Consider the following 19324-nt stretch of genomic DNA (forward strand, 5'->3'; position numbering starts at 1 on the left):
CACCGTGGCCGTGGCCGGCGGAGCGATCTACAACGCCACAGACCCGGCCGCGGCCGCCTACGAACTCAAGAAGCGCGCAACCGCCTGACAGGACCGGCACGCTGTGTGCCGGGCAGTAACCCGGCACACAGCTGCCGGACCGGTCTCAGCATTCCGGCTTCACGGCCCACGGTGCGTCGTGTTCCGCACCGTTCTGACCGATTGATTCGTGGTGTTTCCGGATCTGGTTGCGGCCATGAAGCAAGACCAGTCCTTCAGCTGTCCGACCTGTCGACAGCCGGAAATGGTCGACGTTCATGAGGCTCCGGTGAGCCGCATGGGGAGACTTGAAGAGGGAAAAGGGAGTCGGCGTGAAACCCCATGAGTCATGTGCTCGGTCCAATCGGGTGCACGAGGCCAACTGTTCCCTCCTGCGGCTGGCCGCGGGAGTGCTGCGGGTACGCTACGCGCATTTCAGCCGAGACACCGGCCTGTCCCCGGCCGCGGCAGACGGGCTGGCAAACGTCTTGGAGGGTGTCGCCGAGGGGCATTCCGCCTTTGACCAGATCGATCCGAGGGAGGCGATCGCCTTGGCGCATCGCCTGGTTGACGACGACCATCCTGAGTTGTCAGGAATGTGGCCCAGGACCCGGTAAGCGGTCGGAGGTCTCACCGGGCACGCACGGGCCGGTGGCCGTGGCGGAGATCTCGGATCGATACGGTGGCTGTCTTCCCTCACGAAGATCGCCCCGGCAAAGTGAACGAGACGGCCGGTCATGACTGCGGCGACGACGTTCTCGCCGGACACCTCCCCAAGGCACCTGCTCGCATCGCAGGTGGTCTCACGTCGCGGGTCGAGGGCGTTCTTGACGCCGACTGCAGCCATTTCCGTCGCTTTGACCCTGCGCTGGTGAGCGCGCGGAAAGCGGGTGGTGCGGTGGCGTCCTCCGCTTCCACTAACAACCGGCCGAACCAGGACCGCCGCCCAGTTGACAGCACTGGGAATCACTCGCAGCTCACCGAGGAACACATGATGGCCGCTGCCGCAGAAGCCCCCGCCCGGTCCACACCCGCGGGCGACCCCGCCCTGATCGGCGTGCCCACCTTCGTCGTCGGGGCGGTCGCGCTCGGCCTGGTGCTGACCGGGTACGTTCCGGCCGGCGCCGTCGGTGCCTCGATCGCGATCATCCTGCCCGCGACCGGCCTGGGCCAACTCGTCGCCGCGGTGTGGGCAGCGGCGCTGGGCCAGAACGCAGCCGCTGCCGTATTCGGTGTGTTCAGCGGGTTCTGGCTCAGCTACGCGGCACTTGTGCTCGGCCTGATCCACGGCTGGTTCGGCGTCTCCGGCGACGCGGCGGTCGCCACGCAGGGCCTGTTCCTGATTTCCTGGCTCGTCACGATCGTCCTGCTGACGCTGGCCACCCTGCGGTTGCCCGCCGCATTCACACTGCTGTTCACGTTGATCGATATCGCGCTCGCGCTCGTGCTGTACGGCACGGTGAGCGCCTCCGCGGCTGCCACCACCGCGGGCGGGTACGTCGTGTTCGCGTTCACCGCGGTGGGGGTGTACATGTTCGCCGGCGCACTGTTTGCCGCGACGGGCGGCAGGCCGCTGCCGCTGGGCCGTCCGGTGCTGAGCTGAGCGGACACTGGGTGGGCGACTCAGGTTGCCCGCAGGCAGCTCGGCACGGTCGACGCAGGCCCGTGAAGTCGTCGTTCGCAGCTCGTTGACAGCAGAACAGTGCCATGGGTCACCACCCGCCCAGTGCTTCTCTCTCGAGAGGATGACCAGACGAAGGGAAAAGCCATGCGCTTCGAAATCGTGCGGCTCGACGACGGCACACCCGTGGAAACCACCGTCGTGGACGCCGCCTCCGTCAGCCGTATCGTTCAGCAGGCCGCCGCCCTCGGACAGCGGCTGTGGATCCGCCCGGTCGAAGCCTCGGACTCATGACCAGCGGAGCCCCTCCACATGCGGTTGAGGACCCCCGTACCCGGTTCCCGGTTCCGCGCCGACCTGGTCATCAGCACGTTCACACCAGTGGCAGAGAAAGCAGCCGCAACGATGAGCGCGATCGAAGACCCTGGTGACGAGCGCCTGCCCGTCACGCCGCCCAGGACGTGTGCGCCCGGCATGCCCGCCGTCACACACGCGATCCAGTACTCCCTGGGGCAGACCTCGGTGCGGCGCACTGCGCTGACGCTGCTGAGCGTCAACCAGGCTGAGGGTTTCGACTGTGGAACGCCGCGCCCCGGGCTTTTGGTGGTCCCGTACCCTACGCCGCCGCCCGGCTCCGCCGCCACCTGCTACCCGGAGACCATCCGGTTCCCCTCGACAGCGTCGCCGACATCAGCAACACACCCCCCACCTCGAAGAGTGTCATCGTGCGCCTGGGGAGCCTGTATGGGAGCCGGCGGGTGCATGGGCCGGGTGACAGCTCGGCGTCGCGTCCTGCGCGTCCGGGGCGGGAAGACCGCCTACCGCCCGGACACCTCGGCCGTGGAAGAGCCGATGGAGATACGGGTCGCCGACCGCCGGCTTGCCGTGACCATGCGCACCCCCGTGCGACGACTTCGGCCTCACGGCCGGTTCCCTGATTGAGCGAAGGTGTGGAACAGGCGGCAGAGCGCATCACCAAAATCCGCTGCCCAGGTGCCGCGGCAGACGGCGCCAACGCCTGCAACATCGTCGACGTCGTCCTGGCCCCACGGGTCGTACCTCCCGACACCTCACTGGAGCGGAACTTCTACACCACGTCCTCCTGCGGCCTGTGCGGCAAGGCCAGCCTCGACCCCGTGCGCACCACCGCCGCCTGGAGCGTGGCCGTTGACGGCCTGTGCATCGAGCCGGAGACGCTGGCCGTTCTCCCCGAACGCCTGCGGGCGGCGCAGCGCGTATCCGACACCACTGGCGGGCTGCACGCCGCCGGTCTCTTCACCACCGAGGCCGCGCTGTTGTGCCTCAGGCAGGACGTCGGCCGCCACAACGCCGTCGACAAGGCCGTCGGCCACGCCCTGCGCTCCGGCATGCTGCCGCTACGCGGAACAGTCCTCATGGTGAGCGGCCGTTTCCTTTGAACTGGTACAGAAGGCCGTGACGGCGGGCATCGCGCTGCTGGCCGCAGTCTGGGCCCCTCCTCGCCGGCCGTCGGCCTCGCAGCCGAGAGCGGGCTGACACTCGCGGGCTTCCTGCGCGGCACGTCCATGAACGTATACGCGGGCCACGAACGCATTCTCGCCGCAAGAGCAGATGCGCTTGAGTAGCACCGCTGATGGAGGCGTTCGTGTGGCTGGAGGTGGCGGCCGCGGGAGACCTCACGCCCCGGCAGCTGCGCGCGTACGCGCTCATCGCCTTTGCCCAAGAAGCGAGGCATCGCGCTGACCGAGGCGGAGCCGGCTGCCGATCTGGAACAAAGAGCGCGGCAGCAGGAACGGGGGCTCCGCCCGGCGCCGCCGTACAACGGGCCGCGGTTGACCATGAGCGCGCAGATATACGCCGTGCTGAAGCCGGTGTGCCTGCTTCTGGAGCGGGTGAACAACGCTTCGTCGCGCGGAAGATCGCCCGTGAGGCGGGCCGTCGGCTGCGTCAGGGCATGACCCCTGAGCGGCTCCGTCACCGGCTGAACCGCCCGGTTCGCCGGCGTGATGCACTCAGACATCCGCGACCGGGGCCGGTGGCTGCTCGGGGCGGCGCTGCCGCGACGGGGGGTGCGGGCACCTGGACTGCGCGTCCGGGACGATGCGGTCAGCCGGCCGCAGGTGCGACGTGTGCGTCGAGGTCGTCGCCGACCGTGCCGCGGCCCGGCAACGTGCCTGGCGCATCGAGCAGGGCCTGTGCCCCGAGCACGGAATCCGTCACGGCCCAGTCGGTGCCTTAACCGCCTGCGAGTTGGACGACCTGATCCGGGGTCCTGTCGTGGTTCCGACGGCACGGGAACCCCATGGTCCGCTGCGTGGCTGTGGCGGTGACTGCGGCAGGCGGATCTTCCTGATCGGTCGCGTCCTCGGACGTCCTGTGCAAGCCCTGCCGCGAGGAAGCCGCTGCCCCGGCCGACAACACGTCCGTGACCTTCGCCGCCAGCCGGGACGGCGTCCTGCCTCCGGCATGGACGGCAGTGTCCCGTGCAACCGGGCAGGTGTGGTCGGTCGAGCCCGGGCGCGCGATGAGCCGGCCAGGCGGCCGCCGGCGTCATTGCGCGGCCAGGCGTCCGTGAGGACGTATGGAGAGCGTGACCTCACGGACAGGTCGGCATGTTACAGCCGTAACGGCAGTCATACGCCAGCCTCACTCGGTGCCGGGAATTTCACGCCGTGCAGGCCCGAAGTGCGATGAGGCGACTCCGGCGTGACTGTTACGGGCGTATCATTGTGGGCGTGACGGGTGACGAAGACAACAGGCCGGGTCCGCAGCGGGAGGAATCGGCAGCCGAGGATGCCTGGTTGCTGGTGGCGGTGAGCACCGCAGGCGGCGCGGATTCCCTGCGCGTGCACGTGTGGCGCAAGCTGCGCGGGCTGGGGGCGGTGTACGTGCAACAGTCGGTGTGCCTGCTGCCCGACCGCCCGCCGGTCGCCGGAACCGTACGCAAGCTGGCGGACAAGGTACGTGCCGGCGGCGGCACCGCCCGCTGCCTGCACCTGACCCTGACCGACCCGGTCGAGCGCGGCAAGCTGATCGGCGAGTTCCGCGCATCCGTCACCGCCGAGTACAGCGAGGTTCTGGAACGCCTGCCTGCCTTCTTCGCCGAGATCGAGACCGAGACCGCCAAGGGACACACCACCTTCGCCGAGGTCGAAGAATCCGAGGCCGACCTGGCCCGCTTCGAGGCATGGGTAGCCAAGATCGAGGCCCGGGACTACTTCGCCGCCCCGATCGGCGCCGAGGTCCGCGCCGAACTCGAGCGCGCCCGCAAGGCCATGAAGGCGTTCGAGGCCGCCGCCCTCGCCGCCGAGACGGCTCCCCACACCGGCACCGGGCGCGGTGCGGTCCAGCTGGGCGCCGTCGAAGGACAAGGACACCGCCCGTGAACACCTGGCTCTCCATCGCCCTCGCCGTCGCCGGCGGTCTGCTGCTGGCCTGGCTGCTCGTCATCGCCGCCCTGCTGATCGTCCGGCCGCGCGGCAGCCTGCTCACCGAGGCCATCAGGCTGCTGCCCGACCTGCTGCGGCTCATCCCCCGCCTGGCCCGCGACCCGAGCCTGCCGCGCGGGGTGCGGGTCCGGCTGTGGCTGCTGCTGGCCTACCTCGCGATGCCCATCGACCTGGTGCCGGACTTCATCCCCGTCCTGGGCCATGCCGACGACGTCATCGTGGTCGCCGCCGTCCTGCGCGCGATCGTCCGCTGTGCCGGCCCACAGGCCCTCAACCGCCACTGGCCCGGCACCGACGACGGGCTCGCCGCCGTGCGCCGCCTCGCCGGCCTGCCCGCCATTACGAACCGGTAAGAGCAGCCGTGGAGACGATACTGACCGCCAGTGCAGCGGTCGTGGCCGTCTTCGATACCGCCGCGCTTTCGGCGGTACATCAGCTCACGTCAGGGACGACGTCTGGCAATTGACCTCGAGATCCCCCATAGTACTGTGAACGATTTTCGCACCTGACGGCTACTCGGACTGCAAGGACCAGGAACCGAAGGCGAAGTCCGGTATGGAGAGAACGGAATGCAGACTGATGTCGGCTCGGGCCTTGCCGGAGACTTCCTGCTGGCTGTGTACCTGGACGGACAAGGCCGTGTTCCCCACTACCGCACCGGCCTCGACTTCGGTCTGAGCGCGGCGATGCTGATGGAACTCGCTCTGGGCGGCTTCATCCACACCGTTGACGGAAACATCGTCGCCGTCCACGGTACAGACCCGCGTGACCCCACGCTCCGCGAGGTCCTCATGCGGATCCGGTCGTCTCGCAAACCGCGCAGAGCATCGGAATGGGTCAAAGCCCTGAGCCTCAGCGCCCACAAACGTCTCTCGGCCGGCTTGATCGCCCACGGCGTCCTAGCTCGCGCGCCCAGGCGCATACCGTTGCCGACCCGGTCGGCTCGTCGCTACGACCTCCTCCGTGGCAACCGGCGGGACGCCGCCATTCGCTCTGTGGACGATACCGCCGATCCCTCCGACCGCTCCACCGCACTGGCTGCACTGGCGAGTGCATGCGAAGCCACATCGGACGGCCAGGAACAGAGCGAGCCCGAAGCAATGCTGCAATCCCTCAGCCCAACCTGCCGCCAGATACTGAACGCGGTCACCGACTGCGTGCGGCCGCTGAAGTTCACCTGGGACTGAACCCTGCACCGCCCAACAAACCATCCACGCACATCACTGAGCTGACCCCGGTTTCGTGGAGTCCCTGAAGCCAGGCTTATGATCCTGGCCCGGAGGAGACCACGAGCAGTGCCAGCACCACGTAAGTACCCGGATGAGCTCCGCGAGCGGGCCGTCCGTGAGGTCCATACCACCGGCCGTCCGATCGCGCATGTCGCGAAGGACTTGGGCATCCACAAGGAGGCCCTGCGTGGCTGGGTCCGCCAGGCCGAGGCGGACGTCGGCGAGCGTGACGACCGGCTGACCACCGCCGAGCGCGAGGAGCTGAGGCAGCTCCGCTGTGAGATTGCGGAGTTGAGGCGGGCGAACGAGATCCTGAAGGCCGCGAGCGCGTTTTTTGCGGCGGAACTCGACCGTCCCCGGACGAGGCCGACCAGGTGATCGAGCACCTCAGGGACAAGGGCCTCGGGGTCGGGTTCGCCTGCCGGGTGCTGGGGCTGTCGGAGTCGGCGTACTACGCGCGCAAGAAGCGGCCGAAGTCCGCCCGCCGGCTGCGTGACGAGCAGCTCATGCCGCTGATCGAGCAGGTCCATGCCGAGTCCGGCGGCACCTACGGCGTCCGCCGGATCACCCGCGCACTCAAGCGCAAGGGTGTGCAGGTGGCCCGCTGCACGGTCGAGCGGTTGATGGACGAGCTGGGCCTGGAGGGCGTCATCCGCGGTCAGCGGCGGCGGACCACCGTGCCCGAGCCGTCGGCACCCCGCCCGCCGGATCTGGTCGACCGGCAATTCACCGCATCCAGGCCGGACCAGTTGTGGGTGGCGGACATGACGTATGTCCGCACGTGGACGGGCTGGGTGTATGTGGCGTTCGTCCTGGACGTGTTCTCCCGGATGATCGTCGGCTGGCAGGTCGCGAACCACATGCGGACCGAACTCCCGCTGGATGCCCTGGAGATGGCGCTGTGGAGGAGGCGGATCAAGAAGGACTCCGGGCTGATCCATCACAGCGACAGGGGGTCGCAATACGTGTCGATTCGCTACACCGACCGGCTCGCCGAGATCGGGGCCGCCGCGTCCGTCGGCTCGGTCGCGGACTCGTATGACAACGCGATGGCCGAGGCGCTGAACGGCACGTTCAGGCCGAACTGATCGAGATGCAAGGCCCATGGACTGGCTTCGACCAGGTCGAACGGGCGATCTTCCAGTGGGTCACGTGGTACAACGAGGAACGGCTCCACTCCGCCCTCGACTACGTACCGCCCGCCGAGTACGAACGCAACTGGTGGCGACAACAGGGAGCCACCCCGCAGTCCGCCTGAAACAAGATCACCGGACTCCACGAAACTCGGGACAGCTCATCACACAAGGCAGCATCCACGCTTGCCGGCCCCGCGGAGGATACGGTCACACAGAAGCCTTGGGCCTTCCCCCATGAAGGTGGACACGCAGGCGTACGTCATGCGGCCAGCGTGAGCTTTGAACCGTCCAGGCGGGGCGTCCCGCTCCGGCCCGCCACTTGTAGTAGCTGGACCGGTTCACGTCCAGCACCCGGCACAGCCGCTTCACATCGAAGGCGTCCCGGCAGTCCTCGACGAACCCGAAGCGGCTCACCAGCTCATCTCTCCGGCGAAATACTTCGCGGCCTTGCGCAGGATGTCCCACTCGGTTGCGAGCTTGCGTTCGCCGGCCTCGAACTCGGCCACCCAAGCTTCCAGCTGCCCGATCCGCTCGTCCGGATCAGCGACCGGGGCCGTCTGCCCGGCGCAGGCCGGTGCCTTTCCGCCCGCCGGCGGGGCGGCCGGGGCGATGCCGCGGCGTTCACGGTCCCGCAGCACCCACTGCCGCCGGGTGGCCCGGTTGATGCCCAGGTCAGCGGCAATGCTCTTGTACGTCGCCCCGGGCGCGGACTCGTACAGGGCGACGGCATCGGCCCTGAACTCGTCCGAGTAGTCCTTCATCGCCACCGGCGGTCTCTCTCGCTTCCTGCGGATCAAGCAGATCCGGTATCAGCGTGTCCACCACTCAGCAGGAGGCCCCTCGCTCGGCTGCTTCCATCCGCAACTTCTGGTGAACCGTTCCGGGTTCGGTAGAGATCTCAGACGTTGGGTGTGACCTGGGGTTTCGTGGTTGCGAGGTAGTGGTTGTTCGCGTATTCGACCGGTGCGACGTGGCCTATCTCACCGTGGAGTCGCCGGTGGTTGTACCAGTCGACGTACTCGGCGGTGGCGAGCTCGACGTCGGACAGCGTCTTCCACGGCCGCCGGGGCTTGATCAGTTCGGTCTTGAACAGGCCGATCGTGCTCTCCATCAGGGCGTTGTCGTAGGCGTCGCCGACCGATCCGATGGAGGCGGCGATGCCGGCGGCGTCCAGGTGATCGGCGAGCCGGAAACTCGTGTATTGCGACCCGGCATCCGAGTGGTGTATCAACTCGCCCGGCTGGACGGGGCGTTGGTCGCGGTCGCGTTGCCACAGCGCCATCTCCAGGGCGTCCAGCACGAAGACCGTTTCCTTCACGGTGGCTGCGGACCAGCCGACGACCCGGCGGGAGAAGGTGTCCACGACGAAGGCGACGTAGACGACACCTGCCCAGGTCTTCACGTGGGTGAAGTCCGCGACCCAGCACCGGTTCGGGGCGCCGGCGACGAAGTCGCGGTCGACGAGGTCCGGGGCCCGGTCGGCCTGTCCGCCGGGCAGCGTGGTGATCACGCGGCGGCCGCGGACGGCGCCGGTGATGCCGAGCTCGCGCATCAGGCGTTCGACGGTGCAGCGGGCCACCGCGTGGCCCTGCCGGTTCAGCTCCCGCCAGATCTTCCTCGCGCCGTAGACAGGGTCTGTCAAACGAGCGGTGTAACCAGGGTGGTTGGGGTTACTGACGGGCTGCGGAGAGCCGGCCGTCGAAGGTGATGTCGAAGGCGTTCAGGGTGGTCTTCCAGCGCATGGTCCAGCGAGCCTGGCCCTTGCCGGTGGGGTCCAGGCTCATGATGGCCAGGTAGACGCACTTCAAGGCGGCGGTCTCGTTCGGGAAGTGTCCACGGGCCTTGACCGCACGCCGGATCCTGGCGTTCACCGATTCGATCGCGTTCGTGGTGCAGACGATGCGGCGGATCTCGGTGTCGAAGCGGAGGAACGGAGTGAACTCCTCCCACGCGTTCTCCCAGAGACGGACGATCGCTGGATACTTCCTGCCCCAGGCGTCGACGAACTCCGCGAACCGCTCGAGCGCGGCTTCCTCGGTCGCGGCGGTGTAAACGGGCTTGAGGAGCTTGACGATCTTGTCCCAGTCCTGGCGGGCGGCATAGCGGAAGGAGTTCCGCAGCAGGTGGACCACACAGGTCTGCACCGTGGTGCGGGGCCAGACGGTCTCCACGGCCTCGGGCAGGCCCTTCAGCCCGTCGCAGACCAGCATGAGGACGTCGGTCACACCGCGGTTCTTGATCTCGGTCAGGATGTGCATCCAGTGCTTGGCGCCCTCACCGCCGTCGCCGGCCCACAGCCCGAGGATGTCGCGGCGGCCCTCGGTGGTGACGGCCAGGGCCACGTAGATCGGCCGGTTCGCAACGGCGCCCTCGCGGATCTTCACGTGGATCGCGTCGATGAAGACGACCGGGTAAACCGGGTCAAGAGGCCGGTTCTGCCACTCGGCCATGCCGTCCATGACCTTGTCGGTGATGGTGGAGATGGTCTGCCTGGAGACGTCGGCGCCGTAGACCTCGGCGAGGTGGGCCTGGACCTCGCCGGTCGTCACGCCCTTTGCGGACAGAGAGATCACCATCTCGTCGACGCCGGACAGGCGCTTCTGCCGCTTGCGAACGATCTTCGGCTCGAAGGTGCCGTCCCGATCGCGGGGCACGGATATCTCAACCGGCCCGACGTCGGTGAGCACGGTCTTGCCGCGTTTCCCGTTGCGGGAGTTCCCGCCGTTCTTGCCGGCCGTGTCGTGCTTGTCATAGCCAAGGTGATCAGTGAGCTCGCCCTCCAGCGCGGACTCCAGCACCCGCTTCGTCAGCTGCTGCAGCAGTCCGCCCTCGCCCGTCAGTTGCCCGCCCTCGGCCTGCGCCCGGCCCACCAGTTCGTCGATGAGCTGGTCGTCCACCACCCTCGACGGCTGCGGCTCAGGCGTCTCGACGAACTCGGGCTCGGTCACGTTCTCACTGGTCATCGACGCATCTTCCTTGATCAGCAGTTACACCGAACGTTTTACAGTCCCCGAGCGAACACACCTTTGCGAGTCGGGGCCGGGCAGGGGCATCTCCATGTCGGGTTCACGGAGGTAGCCGACGGCGACGGCGGTGGGCAGGAACTTCATGAGTGCGGTGACTGCGGCGGAGCGTGGCCGGCGGGAGGTCTGCGTGGCCAGGTGTCGCAGGATGCGCAGAAGTGTGCTGGTTGAGGGCTTCGTCGATGCGGCCCTGGCGGGAGGGGTTTTCGGTCGGGGGCGGGGGTTGGACCTCATCGGTCCGGCGGTGCCACCACTGGGCTGTGTCGTCCTCGCCCAGTGAGAGGTGGTGGAGGTAGAGGCAGTATGCGGCGGCTGCCTGGCCGGCGCCGACGGCGTACTGCCACCAGAAGCGGGCGCCGTCGTCGGTGTCGGTCAGCTGCAGGACGCAGGCCAGGACCATCGCGCTACGGGGCTCGGGTACCTGTGGGTGACCAGGGCTTCGCAGAGTCCGCGAAGGTCCTGTGCCGCGGTCGTGTTCGCCGCCTGGCCGGCTTTTGCCGGCCGGACAGTGGTGTGAGGGCAGTGGTCGGGGCGGCTGGGCGGGACGACGTCGCGTGGTACGGCGCGGTCGCGGACCAGCAGTGCCCTGGCAAGGATTTCTTGAAGTGGTGTCACGTGGCGGGTCCTTCGGTCTCGGGCGGCAGGGTGACGGCGCTCTTCAGGAAGCGGTGGGCGTGACGCTCGTCGGACCGTACGGCGGCCAGCGGCACACCGAGGAGATGGGAGGCCTGCTCGTCGGTGGCGCCGCACAGGTAGCGGAGCACCATGACGTCGAGTTGAGCGTCGGGCAGTCTGCTGATCGCTTTGAACAGCTCCAGGCTTTTCGTCAGCTGTGCTGCACGGCCGGCCGCGGAGCGGTGGCCGCGCAGGGCGACGGTGTCGAAGACCGCGCCCTCCATCTCGGGGAGGTTGTCGCGGCAGTTGGCCTTGGCCATGACGGTGGCCCGCAGGATCTTCCAGGCGTAGCGGCGGATGTCCGGGCCGGCCAGGGCGTCGTCCCAGGAGAGCCAGAGGATGGCGAAGCTGTCTTCGACCGCGGCATCGCACACCTGGGCAAGGAGGAGAACCTCGGCGTAGTAGCGGTAGTCGTCTTCCATCATGAGCCGGAACGGACCGTGTTCGAGGGGTGGTGCGCTGTCGGTGGTAGCCCAGGCGCCCGCGCTGGACCGCTCGATCCATTCCCTCGTCTTGCCGATGTCAAGGGCCGCCTGCCGCCACAGCCGGTACAGGGGCCAGTTGGGGATGTCCAGTGCCGTGGACAGACGGTGGACGACCTCCCACCGCGGGTAGTGGCCTACGCCGCGCAGCAGCTCGGAGAGCTTGGACCTGGCCAGCAGCGCGTGATCGCTCAGGTCGCTCAGTGTGCGGCCGCTGGAGATGTAGTAGCAGCGGGTCGGCTCCAGCCAGGCCCGGTCTGGAACTGCCCTCGGCGGGCCCGCGACGTGTTCAGGCGGCTGGAGGCGGTGCTGGAAGCAGGGCCCGAGGGAGGGACCGCAGACGACGGAACTCCCGTGTATCGCGGCCGATGAGCCTGGGCACGCCCGCCTTGCCGTGCCGGACGACGAGTTGGTGGCTGCAGCACTGCGTCTGCGCCAGGCCGTCGCTCCCGCGGAGGTGGTCGTCGTCTGCCGCGACATCGGCGTGCGGACCCGCGCCCGCACCTGGGGCTGCCAGCACGGCCCCTGCCCGATACGTACCTGATCGAAGGCGGCGAACTTCACCGGCAGGCACTGGAGCAGGCGGCCGCCGAGCTCGTGCCAGGCGGAGGCATACCACAGCAGTCCGAGTCGAAAGAGGCCGCCGCAGGCCCGGCGGAACGTCAGACGGGGAGCGGCTCATGAACGAAGAAGACGAGCAGGACGGGCAGGGCCGCCAGGAGCATGCGGACGCGGTGGACCGCGAGATGGCCGCACGCCCGCTGCCCGATGCCGTGATGCGGGCGCTGGGCCGCTATGGGAGGTGAATGCGTCGGCCTACGCGGACGGGACGCCCGGCGCGCACACGGTCCGCTACACGCCCGGCCGGTGGGCGCAGATCACTCCGAGGCCACCCGGGCTGGCGCCTACCTCCACAGGCGATGATGCGGCCGTCAGCCGGGCGCAGGTGGCCGCGGCCGTCGCCGACGCGCTGCGGCGGGACGCGCCTCGGGGACACCCGACGCGCCCGGGAGAGCCAGCAGCGGGCGCTGGAGCTGTCCGCGCCAACCAGCACCATGACCCGCACCCTGCTGAACATCGACGCGGCGGCGTGCTCCTGGACTCAATGAGCGAGCGGAAGACCGGACGGGCTGCGCTGGACGGCAGGCCAATCACACGCCCCGATCTGCCAGGTGGCGTCTTCGCCCCTGACGCCGCACCGGCATCCGGCGCGAGGCTGACCGTGATGACAGTCGGCGTGACCAGCAGGCTCATTCCGACCGATATGAGAGAGGGCCCGCGCAGGCCTCCGTGCAGCTGACGCTCAGAACACGGCCTGGCCGCCAGCGTCCTGTCGGTCAGCGCACGCAGATGCCGTCCTGACCGTCCTGCGCTCCCACTTCGGCCAGTTGTTCCATCCACCCGCCACCGCCGCTGGCCGAGACCGCTGCAGCATCGAAAGGTGCTGCTCGTGTGTCGCCGGTCACGGGCCGAGAGATCGAACTTGAAAGGTCAGCCCTTGTGTGCTGTTCAACCGCAGTGAACGGCCGTCGTTCTGATCGGCTGGGGTGAGGACGTCTCCACCCTGACTGCGTACGCAAGCAGCAACGCCTTCCAGGTCGTCGACGCCGATGGCGAGTTCCCACTGGGGGGCGGAAGAGACGGGCTCGCGTGTCGTGATGAAGTCGGCGTCGGTGACAGGAGCGCCGGCCATCTGCGGGCAGAAGTGCCGGTCCTGGTCTGGTTCGTTGCAGGCAACGATCATGCGGTGCGGGGCGTACGCAGTATGCGGCGGGAATTCCCAGCCGCCGCCGGTGGGCCTGCCACAGGGAGAAGGCGATCGCGTGCATCACCATCCGTCCCCGCGGATACGCGAGCGAGCCCCGGACCATCGACGGCCGGCGGGTCCGGCGCTCGCCAGCTCGGGGCGCGGCTGCTACAGGTCGAACTCGAGGTGCTCGATGTCCGTGAAGCGGACCTCCTCCAGGGAGCCGGCGCGGCGGCCGCTGTCCTGGAAGTAGACCTCCTTGAGTGCTTCGGCGGCGATCTGCTGGAGCTGCTGGTCGCTGGCGCCGGTTTGCTGGGCGTCGAAGAGGCGGGCGGCGTGCTGCGGGGGCAGGGCGACGGTCAGGTGCCGGATGCGGGAGTCGTCCGTCGACCCGATCGGTGCGGTGTAGCCGAGGCGGGCGCGGGTGTCGATGACGATGCCGCCGGTGGTGGCGGCCCTCTGCCGGGCCCTGGCCCTGATCTGCGGCTGCCACCGCTTGTTCACCTCGCGCTCCAGGCGGGCGGCGAGGTCCGGGCGGGGCTTTTTGATCTGGTTCTTCACGTACCGTTCGACGGTGCGCTGGGAGATCCGCAGCAGCTGGGCGACCGCCTTGGTGCCCTTCATCTGCTTGACCAGGTAGCGCATCTGCGCGGGCGCGGTCTTGGGTGCCGGGCGGGTGAATGCCTTGTGGACCGCGGCGTCCAGGCCGTCCCCGAACAGAGTCATGGTCGCCCCTTCCCTATTCTCCGTTGTCGGTGTCGGTGACGGTGCCGTCCTTGATGTAGCGGGCGAGGTTGAGCTCCGGTGCGTTGAACCGCTCGCGGACCTCTTCACCCCACAGGACGCTCTGGGTGCCCTCGTGCTTGACCAGGCCGGGGTTGACGCCGAGCTTGAAGCCACCGGGCAGCGGCTTGCCGTCCCGGTAGGGCAGGAAGTCCAGCGGCGAGGGCCCGTCGGCCGCGTAGACGACGCAGTCGGACAGGATCGCGACGGGGTACTGGCCGGTGAACGCAGCGTGCTTGACGATCTTGCGGTGCAGGTTGATGCGGGTGCGGGAGATGACGGCCGCGCGGATGTCCGGCCGCCACGTCGGGCGGGACAGCGCGCGCCACGGCCGGCCGGGCTTCCAGCCCTCGCCGCGGGGGCGCTCGCGCAGTTTGCCCAGGCCGCCCTTGACGGTCGCCTTGATGGCGGAGGCGACGATCGCGAGCTGCGGGTCGCGGTCCTGGTAGCCGTCCATCGCCGTCAGGAAGTCGGCCGGCGTCATGTCGGCGTGCACGCCGAGGTCGGCCATGGTGGCGAGATAGGCGTCGCGCAGCCGCTGGTACCAGCCGTCCAGGTAGCGGCCGCTGCCGTACCGGACGTATGCCTCGAGCGGGCGCACCCCGTAGCCGAGTTCGACCGCGTAGGCGACGGTGGGCGTGGCGTACCAGGCCGGTCCCTGCGGGCGCTCGCCCTTGGGGGTGAACGGGGAAGGCAGGAGGTCGCTGTTCAGGTCCGCCCACTCCTTGCCGGTCTTCACGCGGGACAGGTCGACGTGGGAGAGATCGACCAGCCAGGAGCCGGGCACCTTCGCATCGAACACGGGTGCCTTCACGTGCGTGGGGGCGCCGAGGCCGACGGTCAGGCCGTTGGCGCCGGCGGCGAAGGCCATGTTGACGTCGATGCCGACCAGGTGCCGCAGCATGCATTCGTCGTCGGTCATGGGCCGGGCCCAGTCGTAGGCCTCCTCGAACAGCTTCTCGCCGGGTCCGCGGACGTGGAAGCGCGGCAGGTCCGCCAGGAGCGGGTGGCCGTCGGGGGCCTCGCACGGGGCGCAGTCGACCGGGTCCTGGCCCAGACTGCCGGGGTTGTGCTCGGAGTGCCGCTTGCCGTCGGCGTCGGGCTGGGAGGCGCGGGTCGGCGGGTGCAGCGCGGTCATCAGCTCCAGGCCGGTGACGGCGGTCGACCCGCGCGGGGTCATCACCCTCGAGGCGTACACGCCCAGGACGCGGGCGAGTTCGGCCGGCGGGAGCTGCCCGGCCTGGCCCCAGTGCCGGGTGTCCAGCGCGTGCCAGGACGGGATGCACAGCTGCACGCAGGCCCGCTCCGAACCACTGGCGGGGCGGTAGATACGCGCCCACGGGCCGAAGCCGCGCCGGGTCAGCTTCCACTGTGCGCGTGCGAGCTGCTTGATGACCTTGTGGTTCTCCGGGATCCGGCCGGCGAGCCGCTCCTCGTCCGTGAGCGTGGCGGGAAGGCCGTAGCGCTCCACAGCGGCTTGGGTGAGCACGAGCAGCGGGTCGGCGTCCTTGCCCGGCCCGGACAGCTTCGCCTGCCCGAGCTTCGCCTCCGCCAGGGTCCAGTCCACCAGGGCCGCAAGGGACTTGGCGGGCACGTCCAGGACCAGGCCGCCCGTGCAGTACGCCAGCACCTGACCGCCGGTGTCGACGTCGACGACCGCCAGCGGGCCGTTCTCGAACCGCGAGTCCGTACCGCCGGCCGCGGCGGTGCGGAGGGAGGCGGTGCTCTGTTTCCCGTCCGCACGCCTGGCCGACTGTCTCCCGCCATACGCCGCCGGGCGGGACGGGGCCGCGGACACGGCGGCCGGTGTCGCAGGTGCGGACAGCGGAGCGGCGGCCGGGTCCGGCCGCGGCCGGCCGGCCTCGCTGCTGCCGGACAGCGGAGCGGCGGACGCGGGGAAACGCCGGGACAGGCCGTCCAGGAGTCTGCGGTAGGCCTCCAGGCGTTCGGCTTTCGGTTCGGCGCGGCCTGTCTCCCAGGCCTGGATGCTGGCAACGCGCACGCCGAGGGCCTGTGCGACGGCGGCCTGGGTCAGTCCGGCCGCCTCGCGCAGCCTGACCCGTTCGTCCAGGGCAGGCAGCACGCCGCCGTCGTCAACGGTGGCGAGCAGTGCATCGACGGCGGTGAACAAGGGCTGCGGCTGATCCGTCATCTGTTGCGCTCCTCTACCGGACGCCCTGACGGATTTCTTCCAGGCGGGTCACCAGCCGCTGATAGCGCTGGGAAGCCGCCTGGGAGGAGTTCAGGCCCTGATACTCGGCGATCCGCCGCCAGTCCATGCCGCGACGCCGGGCCTCGATGACGACCTGGGTCTCCAGCCGGTCCAGAGTCACGCGCATCTCTCCGAACAGGCTCAACCCAGCAGCGACATCGTCGACGCTCACGTCAGGCCGCTGCCCACCGCTGTGCCGGTGGCCGGCGGCGGCCGTCAGCAGACGCCCCAGCAGCGCAGCGTCCTGTTCCACACGGTGCGCCGGAGCCCAGCCCGCGACCGGATCCTCCGCGACCACGGACAGTTGCGCGCGGGCTCGGCCCTGACCTTCAGCTGGCATCCCGGCATGCTACCGCCACCAGACAAGGAAACAACGAAACATTGTCTCCTTGCACGCCGGGGCGAGGCGTCTCCCACAACGGTCCCGGAGGGGGCACCTCCGCCCCCGGGCCGGAACGCCCCACCCTTGACGCGGCCCCGCACACAGCGGCTCAGTCCAGCGCCGGCGCCCCGCCTTCCGACACCGGCCCCGGAATCATCCGCTCCACCACGGGAGAAATAGGCCCGGTGTCCACTCCCTAGGGTCACGGCCCAGGCCCTGCAGGTGCCGGCGGGTACAGCCTCACCATGCCGGTGAAGATGCCGACGATGCGGTGACCACAGTGGCGCAGCAGATGCGCAAGGTCGTCCGGCAGCGCGGCATGGTGCACGAGAACAAGATGGGCAAGGGGTGCTGCGATGCAGGCGGACCAGATCCGCCCACCGGCCGACGCCGAGCACGCAGGACCGTCACCTGGCACGGACCCGCGGCGCGCAGAGCCGCGCGGGCGGCACGCTCCTGATCCTCCTGGCAGGCACGGGCAGCGGACCGTGTGTGCCCAGCACCTGGAGGATGTCCTGCCACAGCAGCCGGCCGCTCGGGGCGATAGTGGGATGGACCACGGCCCGGCCGGCCGCCGGGCCGTGCGAGACCAGGGCCGTGGCGGGTGATACGCACATCGTCTTCACGGTCCGCCACCACCGTGCAGGGCGGAGCCCCCCCTGGGTGCGCAGCACGCCCGGATCAGGACGCCCGGACCACACAGTCCCGCACGACACGACATCGACACCGACCTCGCCGAGGGCATTGATCAGATCCATCACCCCCCCATCTCCCTCACCCCTCCTGTCCCTCGCCCGCGACGACGTCGTGCTGGTGCGACAACCCGAACGTTCCTGATCTGCGCGTTCCGGCACGACAACGCGCTCTGCATACCCGCCCCTGGTGACACCGCGCCGAGGCAGTAGGGCTGCCAACTTGATGTCAGGGCCCCGGCGGTCTGCGCAGTGGCGTCGTGAGCTTCGGCCAATCTTGCGGAAGTTGCCGGCGTTCCGCCGCAGTCGGCTGGGGCAACACCGTCCGCACCGACACGCACGCACGTCAGAAATGCGGAAAAAAGCCGACGAGATCGACCTCAAGGCCGGCCTCCTCCCGAAGAAGCTGCCACAGCAGGACCACCAAGATGAACGGATCCGCATCCGTGACGCCATGGACCGGCTCCTCACCGGCAAGGCCACCGTCTGTGACGCCAGCATGACCGCGGCCGCCCTCGCCGCCGAAGCCGGCGTCCACCGCACGGCTCTCTACAACAGAACATGTCGATCTGAAACGCGAGTTCGAGGAACGCGTCGGCAAGGAGACCAGACAGCTTCCAGAAACGGAGAAACGGCTCAGAGACACCGCGACCAGGCCAAAGGACGATCGCGAACCAGAAGACCGGGATCACAGGAACTCCGCAAACCGGTAACCAATCTCACCCTGGCCAGCGCCGTTGTCACCGAACAGAAGAGCACCTCAACGAGCCCTGCCCCGGTTGCCGACAACGTCATCCCGCTTCGCCCACCCACCACCTCATACTCCACTCACACTTCGCGATCTGGTTCGATGACCGCGGAAGGCTGGCAGCCTGGGGAGTTGTGGAGATGGGGGCGGATGGACGAGCGCGTGGTAGTCCTCAACGGGCTGGCGCAAGGCATCCGTCCGCTCGATCAGGGCATCGACTGGTTCGAGAGCCTGGCCGGCACCGAGCAGTTCGAAGTCCTACGTGACCTGGCAGGGTTTTGCATCCAGGCCCGCGCCCTGTCCGAGGACGGGCCGGAGAGCATCCGCAGGGCACGGATCCGGCCCACCCACACCCCGGCCGTACTGATCACGCGCGGGCATCTCACCGACCAGCTGACAAAGATCATCAATCTGCCGCACGACGAACGCGTCAAAACTTTCCGGCTGCTGGTCGCGCTGCTCGGCGTGGCTGACGAGCGGCGACGGGCCCGGTTCTGCACTCAAGGATGCAGCCATGCCTGGCACCACCTGAGCGCTGGTGCCGGAACCTAAACGGCCACTGCAGCGTCGCGCCCAGCGGGTACCGGTGGATCGGAGTAACGACCGCGGCCCGGCCACGCAACTCTTCAGGACCGCAGCCCCTGCGCAGGGGATAGCACGGATCCTCCACCGATACGGTGTCCGTCCCCTGTGCGGCAAGGACAGTCCGTGATGAGGCCAAAAGATGGTGATCCTCTTCGGCCTAAGTGATCACACCGCGGGTGCGGTCCTTGTTGTCGGCCAGGGCCTGGCGCAACTCCGGCCGGCCTCGCGGATTTCCGTAATCCAGCGCCTCGGCAGGTGCCGGCCGCAGGACCCGCTGGGTGGATTTGACCCAGGCGGTGCGCGGGAACATCGTCACGTCCGGCAGACCAGGCCTGAGATTCCATTGCCACGGGCTGCGTGCATGCAGCGGCGGCGGCCGGCGGCCGCGGGCCTTACCATGCGGGGCAACCACCACCCTGGTTCCCGAACCCGTGCCCCGGGACAGGCCGAGGTCGGCCGCGACGCCGCGGGGGTGCCTCTATGTCTTTCGTCAAGCGAGGCGTGGGGGTCTGGGTTCGTAGAAGGCGCCGTCGCGGAGCATGGCGAACAGGACGCTGATGCGG

General features: G+C 69.0%; 19 protein-coding genes and 2 pseudogenes. 9 read left to right on the forward strand and 12 right to left on the reverse strand.

Going from position 1 to position 19324, the window contains the following annotated elements:
• The first annotated feature begins 736 nt into the window (after nt 1-736).
• The 7 genes and pseudogenes from AB0L56_RS31035 to AB0L56_RS31065 all read left to right on the forward strand — a co-directional run bounded on the left by AB0L56_RS31035 (nt 737) and on the right by AB0L56_RS31065 (nt 7554).
• Complete coding sequence (locus AB0L56_RS31035; protein WP_365429354.1) at nt 737-1621, forward strand: GPR1/FUN34/YaaH family transporter; 885 nt, start codon at nt 737-739, stop codon at nt 1619-1621.
• 165 nt (nt 1622-1786) lie between these two features.
• Entirely contained in the window at nt 1787-1933 is a 147-nt protein-coding gene (locus AB0L56_RS31040; protein ID WP_365429357.1) for a hypothetical protein, read from the forward strand.
• Nucleotides 1934-2589: 656 nt separating this feature from the next.
• Nucleotides 2590-3243 (forward strand): annotated as a pseudogene (locus AB0L56_RS31045) (formate dehydrogenase accessory sulfurtransferase FdhD).
• A gap of 1110 nt (nt 3244-4353) precedes the next feature.
• Nucleotides 4354-5004 carry a Chromate resistance protein ChrB gene (locus tag AB0L56_RS31050; protein WP_365429360.1) on the forward strand — a complete coding sequence of 217 codons (651 nt, stop codon included), beginning with the start codon at nt 4354-4356 and terminating at the stop codon, nt 5002-5004.
• On the forward strand, nt 5001-5420 hold the full coding sequence (locus AB0L56_RS31055) for a DUF1232 domain-containing protein (RefSeq protein ID WP_365429363.1): 420 nt from the start codon (nt 5001-5003) through the stop codon (nt 5418-5420). Before AB0L56_RS31050 ends, AB0L56_RS31055 begins: the two co-directional genes overlap by 4 nt.
• Nucleotides 5421-5636: 216 nt before the next feature.
• Nucleotides 5637-6254, forward strand: a complete 618-nt coding sequence (locus tag AB0L56_RS31060) for a GPP34 family phosphoprotein (RefSeq protein ID WP_365429366.1) — start codon at nt 5637-5639, stop codon at nt 6252-6254.
• A gap of 78 nt (nt 6255-6332) precedes the next feature.
• Nucleotides 6333-7554: pseudogene (locus AB0L56_RS31065) on the forward strand (IS3 family transposase).
• A gap of 85 nt (nt 7555-7639) precedes the next feature.
• Here AB0L56_RS31065 and AB0L56_RS31070 read toward each other — a convergent pair.
• The 5 genes from AB0L56_RS31070 to AB0L56_RS31090 all read right to left on the reverse strand — a co-directional run bounded on the left by AB0L56_RS31070 (nt 7640) and on the right by AB0L56_RS31090 (nt 12176).
• Nucleotides 7640-7846, reverse strand: a complete 207-nt coding sequence (locus tag AB0L56_RS31070) for a hypothetical protein (protein ID WP_365429369.1) — start codon at nt 7844-7846, stop codon at nt 7640-7642.
• On the reverse strand, nt 7843-8193 hold the full coding sequence (locus tag AB0L56_RS31075) for a transposase (RefSeq protein ID WP_365429408.1): 351 nt from the start codon (nt 8191-8193) through the stop codon (nt 7843-7845). Before AB0L56_RS31075 ends, AB0L56_RS31070 begins: the two co-directional genes overlap by 4 nt.
• Before the next feature lie 137 nt (nt 8194-8330).
• A complete protein-coding gene (locus AB0L56_RS31080; protein WP_365429372.1) occupies nt 8331-9074 on the reverse strand; it encodes an IS3 family transposase in 744 nt (247 codons plus the stop codon).
• A 28-nt stretch (nt 9075-9102) separates the two neighbouring features.
• On the reverse strand, nt 9103-10395 hold the full coding sequence (locus AB0L56_RS31085; protein ID WP_365429375.1) for an IS256 family transposase: 1293 nt from the start codon (nt 10393-10395) through the stop codon (nt 9103-9105).
• Between the two features lie 671 nt (nt 10396-11066).
• Nucleotides 11067-12176: a sigma factor-like helix-turn-helix DNA-binding protein gene (locus AB0L56_RS31090; protein WP_365429378.1), complete on the reverse strand. Its 1110-nt coding sequence runs from the start codon at nt 12174-12176 to the stop codon at nt 11067-11069.
• A 116-nt stretch (nt 12177-12292) separates the two neighbouring features.
• Here AB0L56_RS31090 and AB0L56_RS31095 point away from each other — a divergent pair, with 116 nt between their 5' ends.
• Nucleotides 12293-12418, forward strand: a complete 126-nt coding sequence (locus tag AB0L56_RS31095) for a hypothetical protein (protein ID WP_365429381.1) — start codon at nt 12293-12295, stop codon at nt 12416-12418.
• A gap of 656 nt (nt 12419-13074) precedes the next feature.
• Here AB0L56_RS31095 and AB0L56_RS31100 read toward each other — a convergent pair.
• The 6 genes from AB0L56_RS31100 to AB0L56_RS31125 form a co-directional block, all read right to left on the reverse strand.
• Nucleotides 13075-13356, reverse strand: a complete 282-nt coding sequence (locus AB0L56_RS31100) for a hypothetical protein (protein WP_365429384.1) — start codon at nt 13354-13356, stop codon at nt 13075-13077.
• Between the two features lie 171 nt (nt 13357-13527).
• Nucleotides 13528-14085, reverse strand: a complete 558-nt coding sequence (locus AB0L56_RS31105; RefSeq protein WP_365429387.1) for an XRE family transcriptional regulator — start codon at nt 14083-14085, stop codon at nt 13528-13530.
• Nucleotides 14086-14098: 13 nt separating this feature from the next.
• Nucleotides 14099-16294 carry a helix-turn-helix transcriptional regulator gene (locus AB0L56_RS31110; protein ID WP_365429390.1) on the reverse strand — a complete coding sequence of 732 codons (2196 nt, stop codon included), beginning with the start codon at nt 16292-16294 and terminating at the stop codon, nt 14099-14101.
• A gap of 13 nt (nt 16295-16307) precedes the next feature.
• Complete coding sequence (locus AB0L56_RS31115; protein WP_365429393.1) at nt 16308-16694, reverse strand: hypothetical protein; 387 nt, start codon at nt 16692-16694, stop codon at nt 16308-16310.
• Nucleotides 16695-17143: 449 nt separating this feature from the next.
• A complete protein-coding gene (locus AB0L56_RS31120) occupies nt 17144-17353 on the reverse strand; it encodes a hypothetical protein (RefSeq protein ID WP_365429396.1) in 210 nt (69 codons plus the stop codon).
• Between the two features lie 421 nt (nt 17354-17774).
• Nucleotides 17775-17966: a hypothetical protein gene (locus tag AB0L56_RS31125; RefSeq protein WP_365429399.1), complete on the reverse strand. Its 192-nt coding sequence runs from the start codon at nt 17964-17966 to the stop codon at nt 17775-17777.
• A 360-nt stretch (nt 17967-18326) separates the two neighbouring features.
• Between AB0L56_RS31125 and AB0L56_RS31130 the strand changes: the two genes are divergently transcribed.
• On the forward strand, nt 18327-18728 hold the full coding sequence (locus AB0L56_RS31130; protein WP_365429402.1) for a DUF5958 family protein: 402 nt from the start codon (nt 18327-18329) through the stop codon (nt 18726-18728).
• Between the two features lie 190 nt (nt 18729-18918).
• On the opposite strand, the gene AB0L56_RS31135 is transcribed toward AB0L56_RS31130, so the two are convergent.
• Nucleotides 18919-19077 (reverse strand): hypothetical protein, encoded by a 159-nt coding sequence (locus AB0L56_RS31135; protein WP_365429405.1) that lies wholly within the window; start codon nt 19075-19077, stop codon nt 18919-18921.
• Nucleotides 19078-19324 lie beyond the last annotated feature (247 nt).

Source organism: Streptomyces sp. NPDC052079, assembly GCF_040680275.1.
GTDB lineage: Bacteria > Actinomycetota > Actinomycetes > Streptomycetales > Streptomycetaceae > Streptomyces.

Excerpts from the sequence above, each read along its gene's own strand:
- AB0L56_RS31040 (WP_365429357.1), top strand. The coding sequence starts at position 1,787 with ATGCGCTTCGAAATCGTGCGGCTCGACGACGGCACACCCGTGGAAACC.
- AB0L56_RS31060 (WP_365429366.1), top strand. The coding sequence starts at position 5,637 with ATGCAGACTGATGTCGGCTCGGGCCTTGCCGGAGACTTCCTGCTGGCT.
- AB0L56_RS31115 (WP_365429393.1), bottom strand. The coding sequence starts at position 16,694 with ATGCCAGCTGAAGGTCAGGGCCGAGCCCGCGCGCAACTGTCCGTGGTC.
- AB0L56_RS31100 (WP_365429384.1), bottom strand. The coding sequence starts at position 13,356 with ATGATCGTTGCCTGCAACGAACCAGACCAGGACCGGCACTTCTGCCCG.
- AB0L56_RS31105 (WP_365429387.1), bottom strand. The coding sequence starts at position 14,085 with ATGACTCTGTTCGGGGACGGCCTGGACGCCGCGGTCCACAAGGCATTC.
- AB0L56_RS31085 (WP_365429375.1), bottom strand. The coding sequence starts at position 10,395 with ATGACCAGTGAGAACGTGACCGAGCCCGAGTTCGTCGAGACGCCTGAG.
- AB0L56_RS31120 (WP_365429396.1), bottom strand. The coding sequence starts at position 17,353 with ATGTGCGTATCACCCGCCACGGCCCTGGTCTCGCACGGCCCGGCGGCC.
- AB0L56_RS31095 (WP_365429381.1), top strand. The coding sequence starts at position 12,293 with ATGAACGAAGAAGACGAGCAGGACGGGCAGGGCCGCCAGGAGCATGCG.
- AB0L56_RS31110 (WP_365429390.1), bottom strand. The coding sequence starts at position 16,294 with ATGACGGATCAGCCGCAGCCCTTGTTCACCGCCGTCGATGCACTGCTC.
- AB0L56_RS31075 (WP_365429408.1), bottom strand. The coding sequence starts at position 8,193 with ATGAAGGACTACTCGGACGAGTTCAGGGCCGATGCCGTCGCCCTGTAC.
- AB0L56_RS31130 (WP_365429402.1), top strand. The coding sequence starts at position 18,327 with ATGGACGAGCGCGTGGTAGTCCTCAACGGGCTGGCGCAAGGCATCCGT.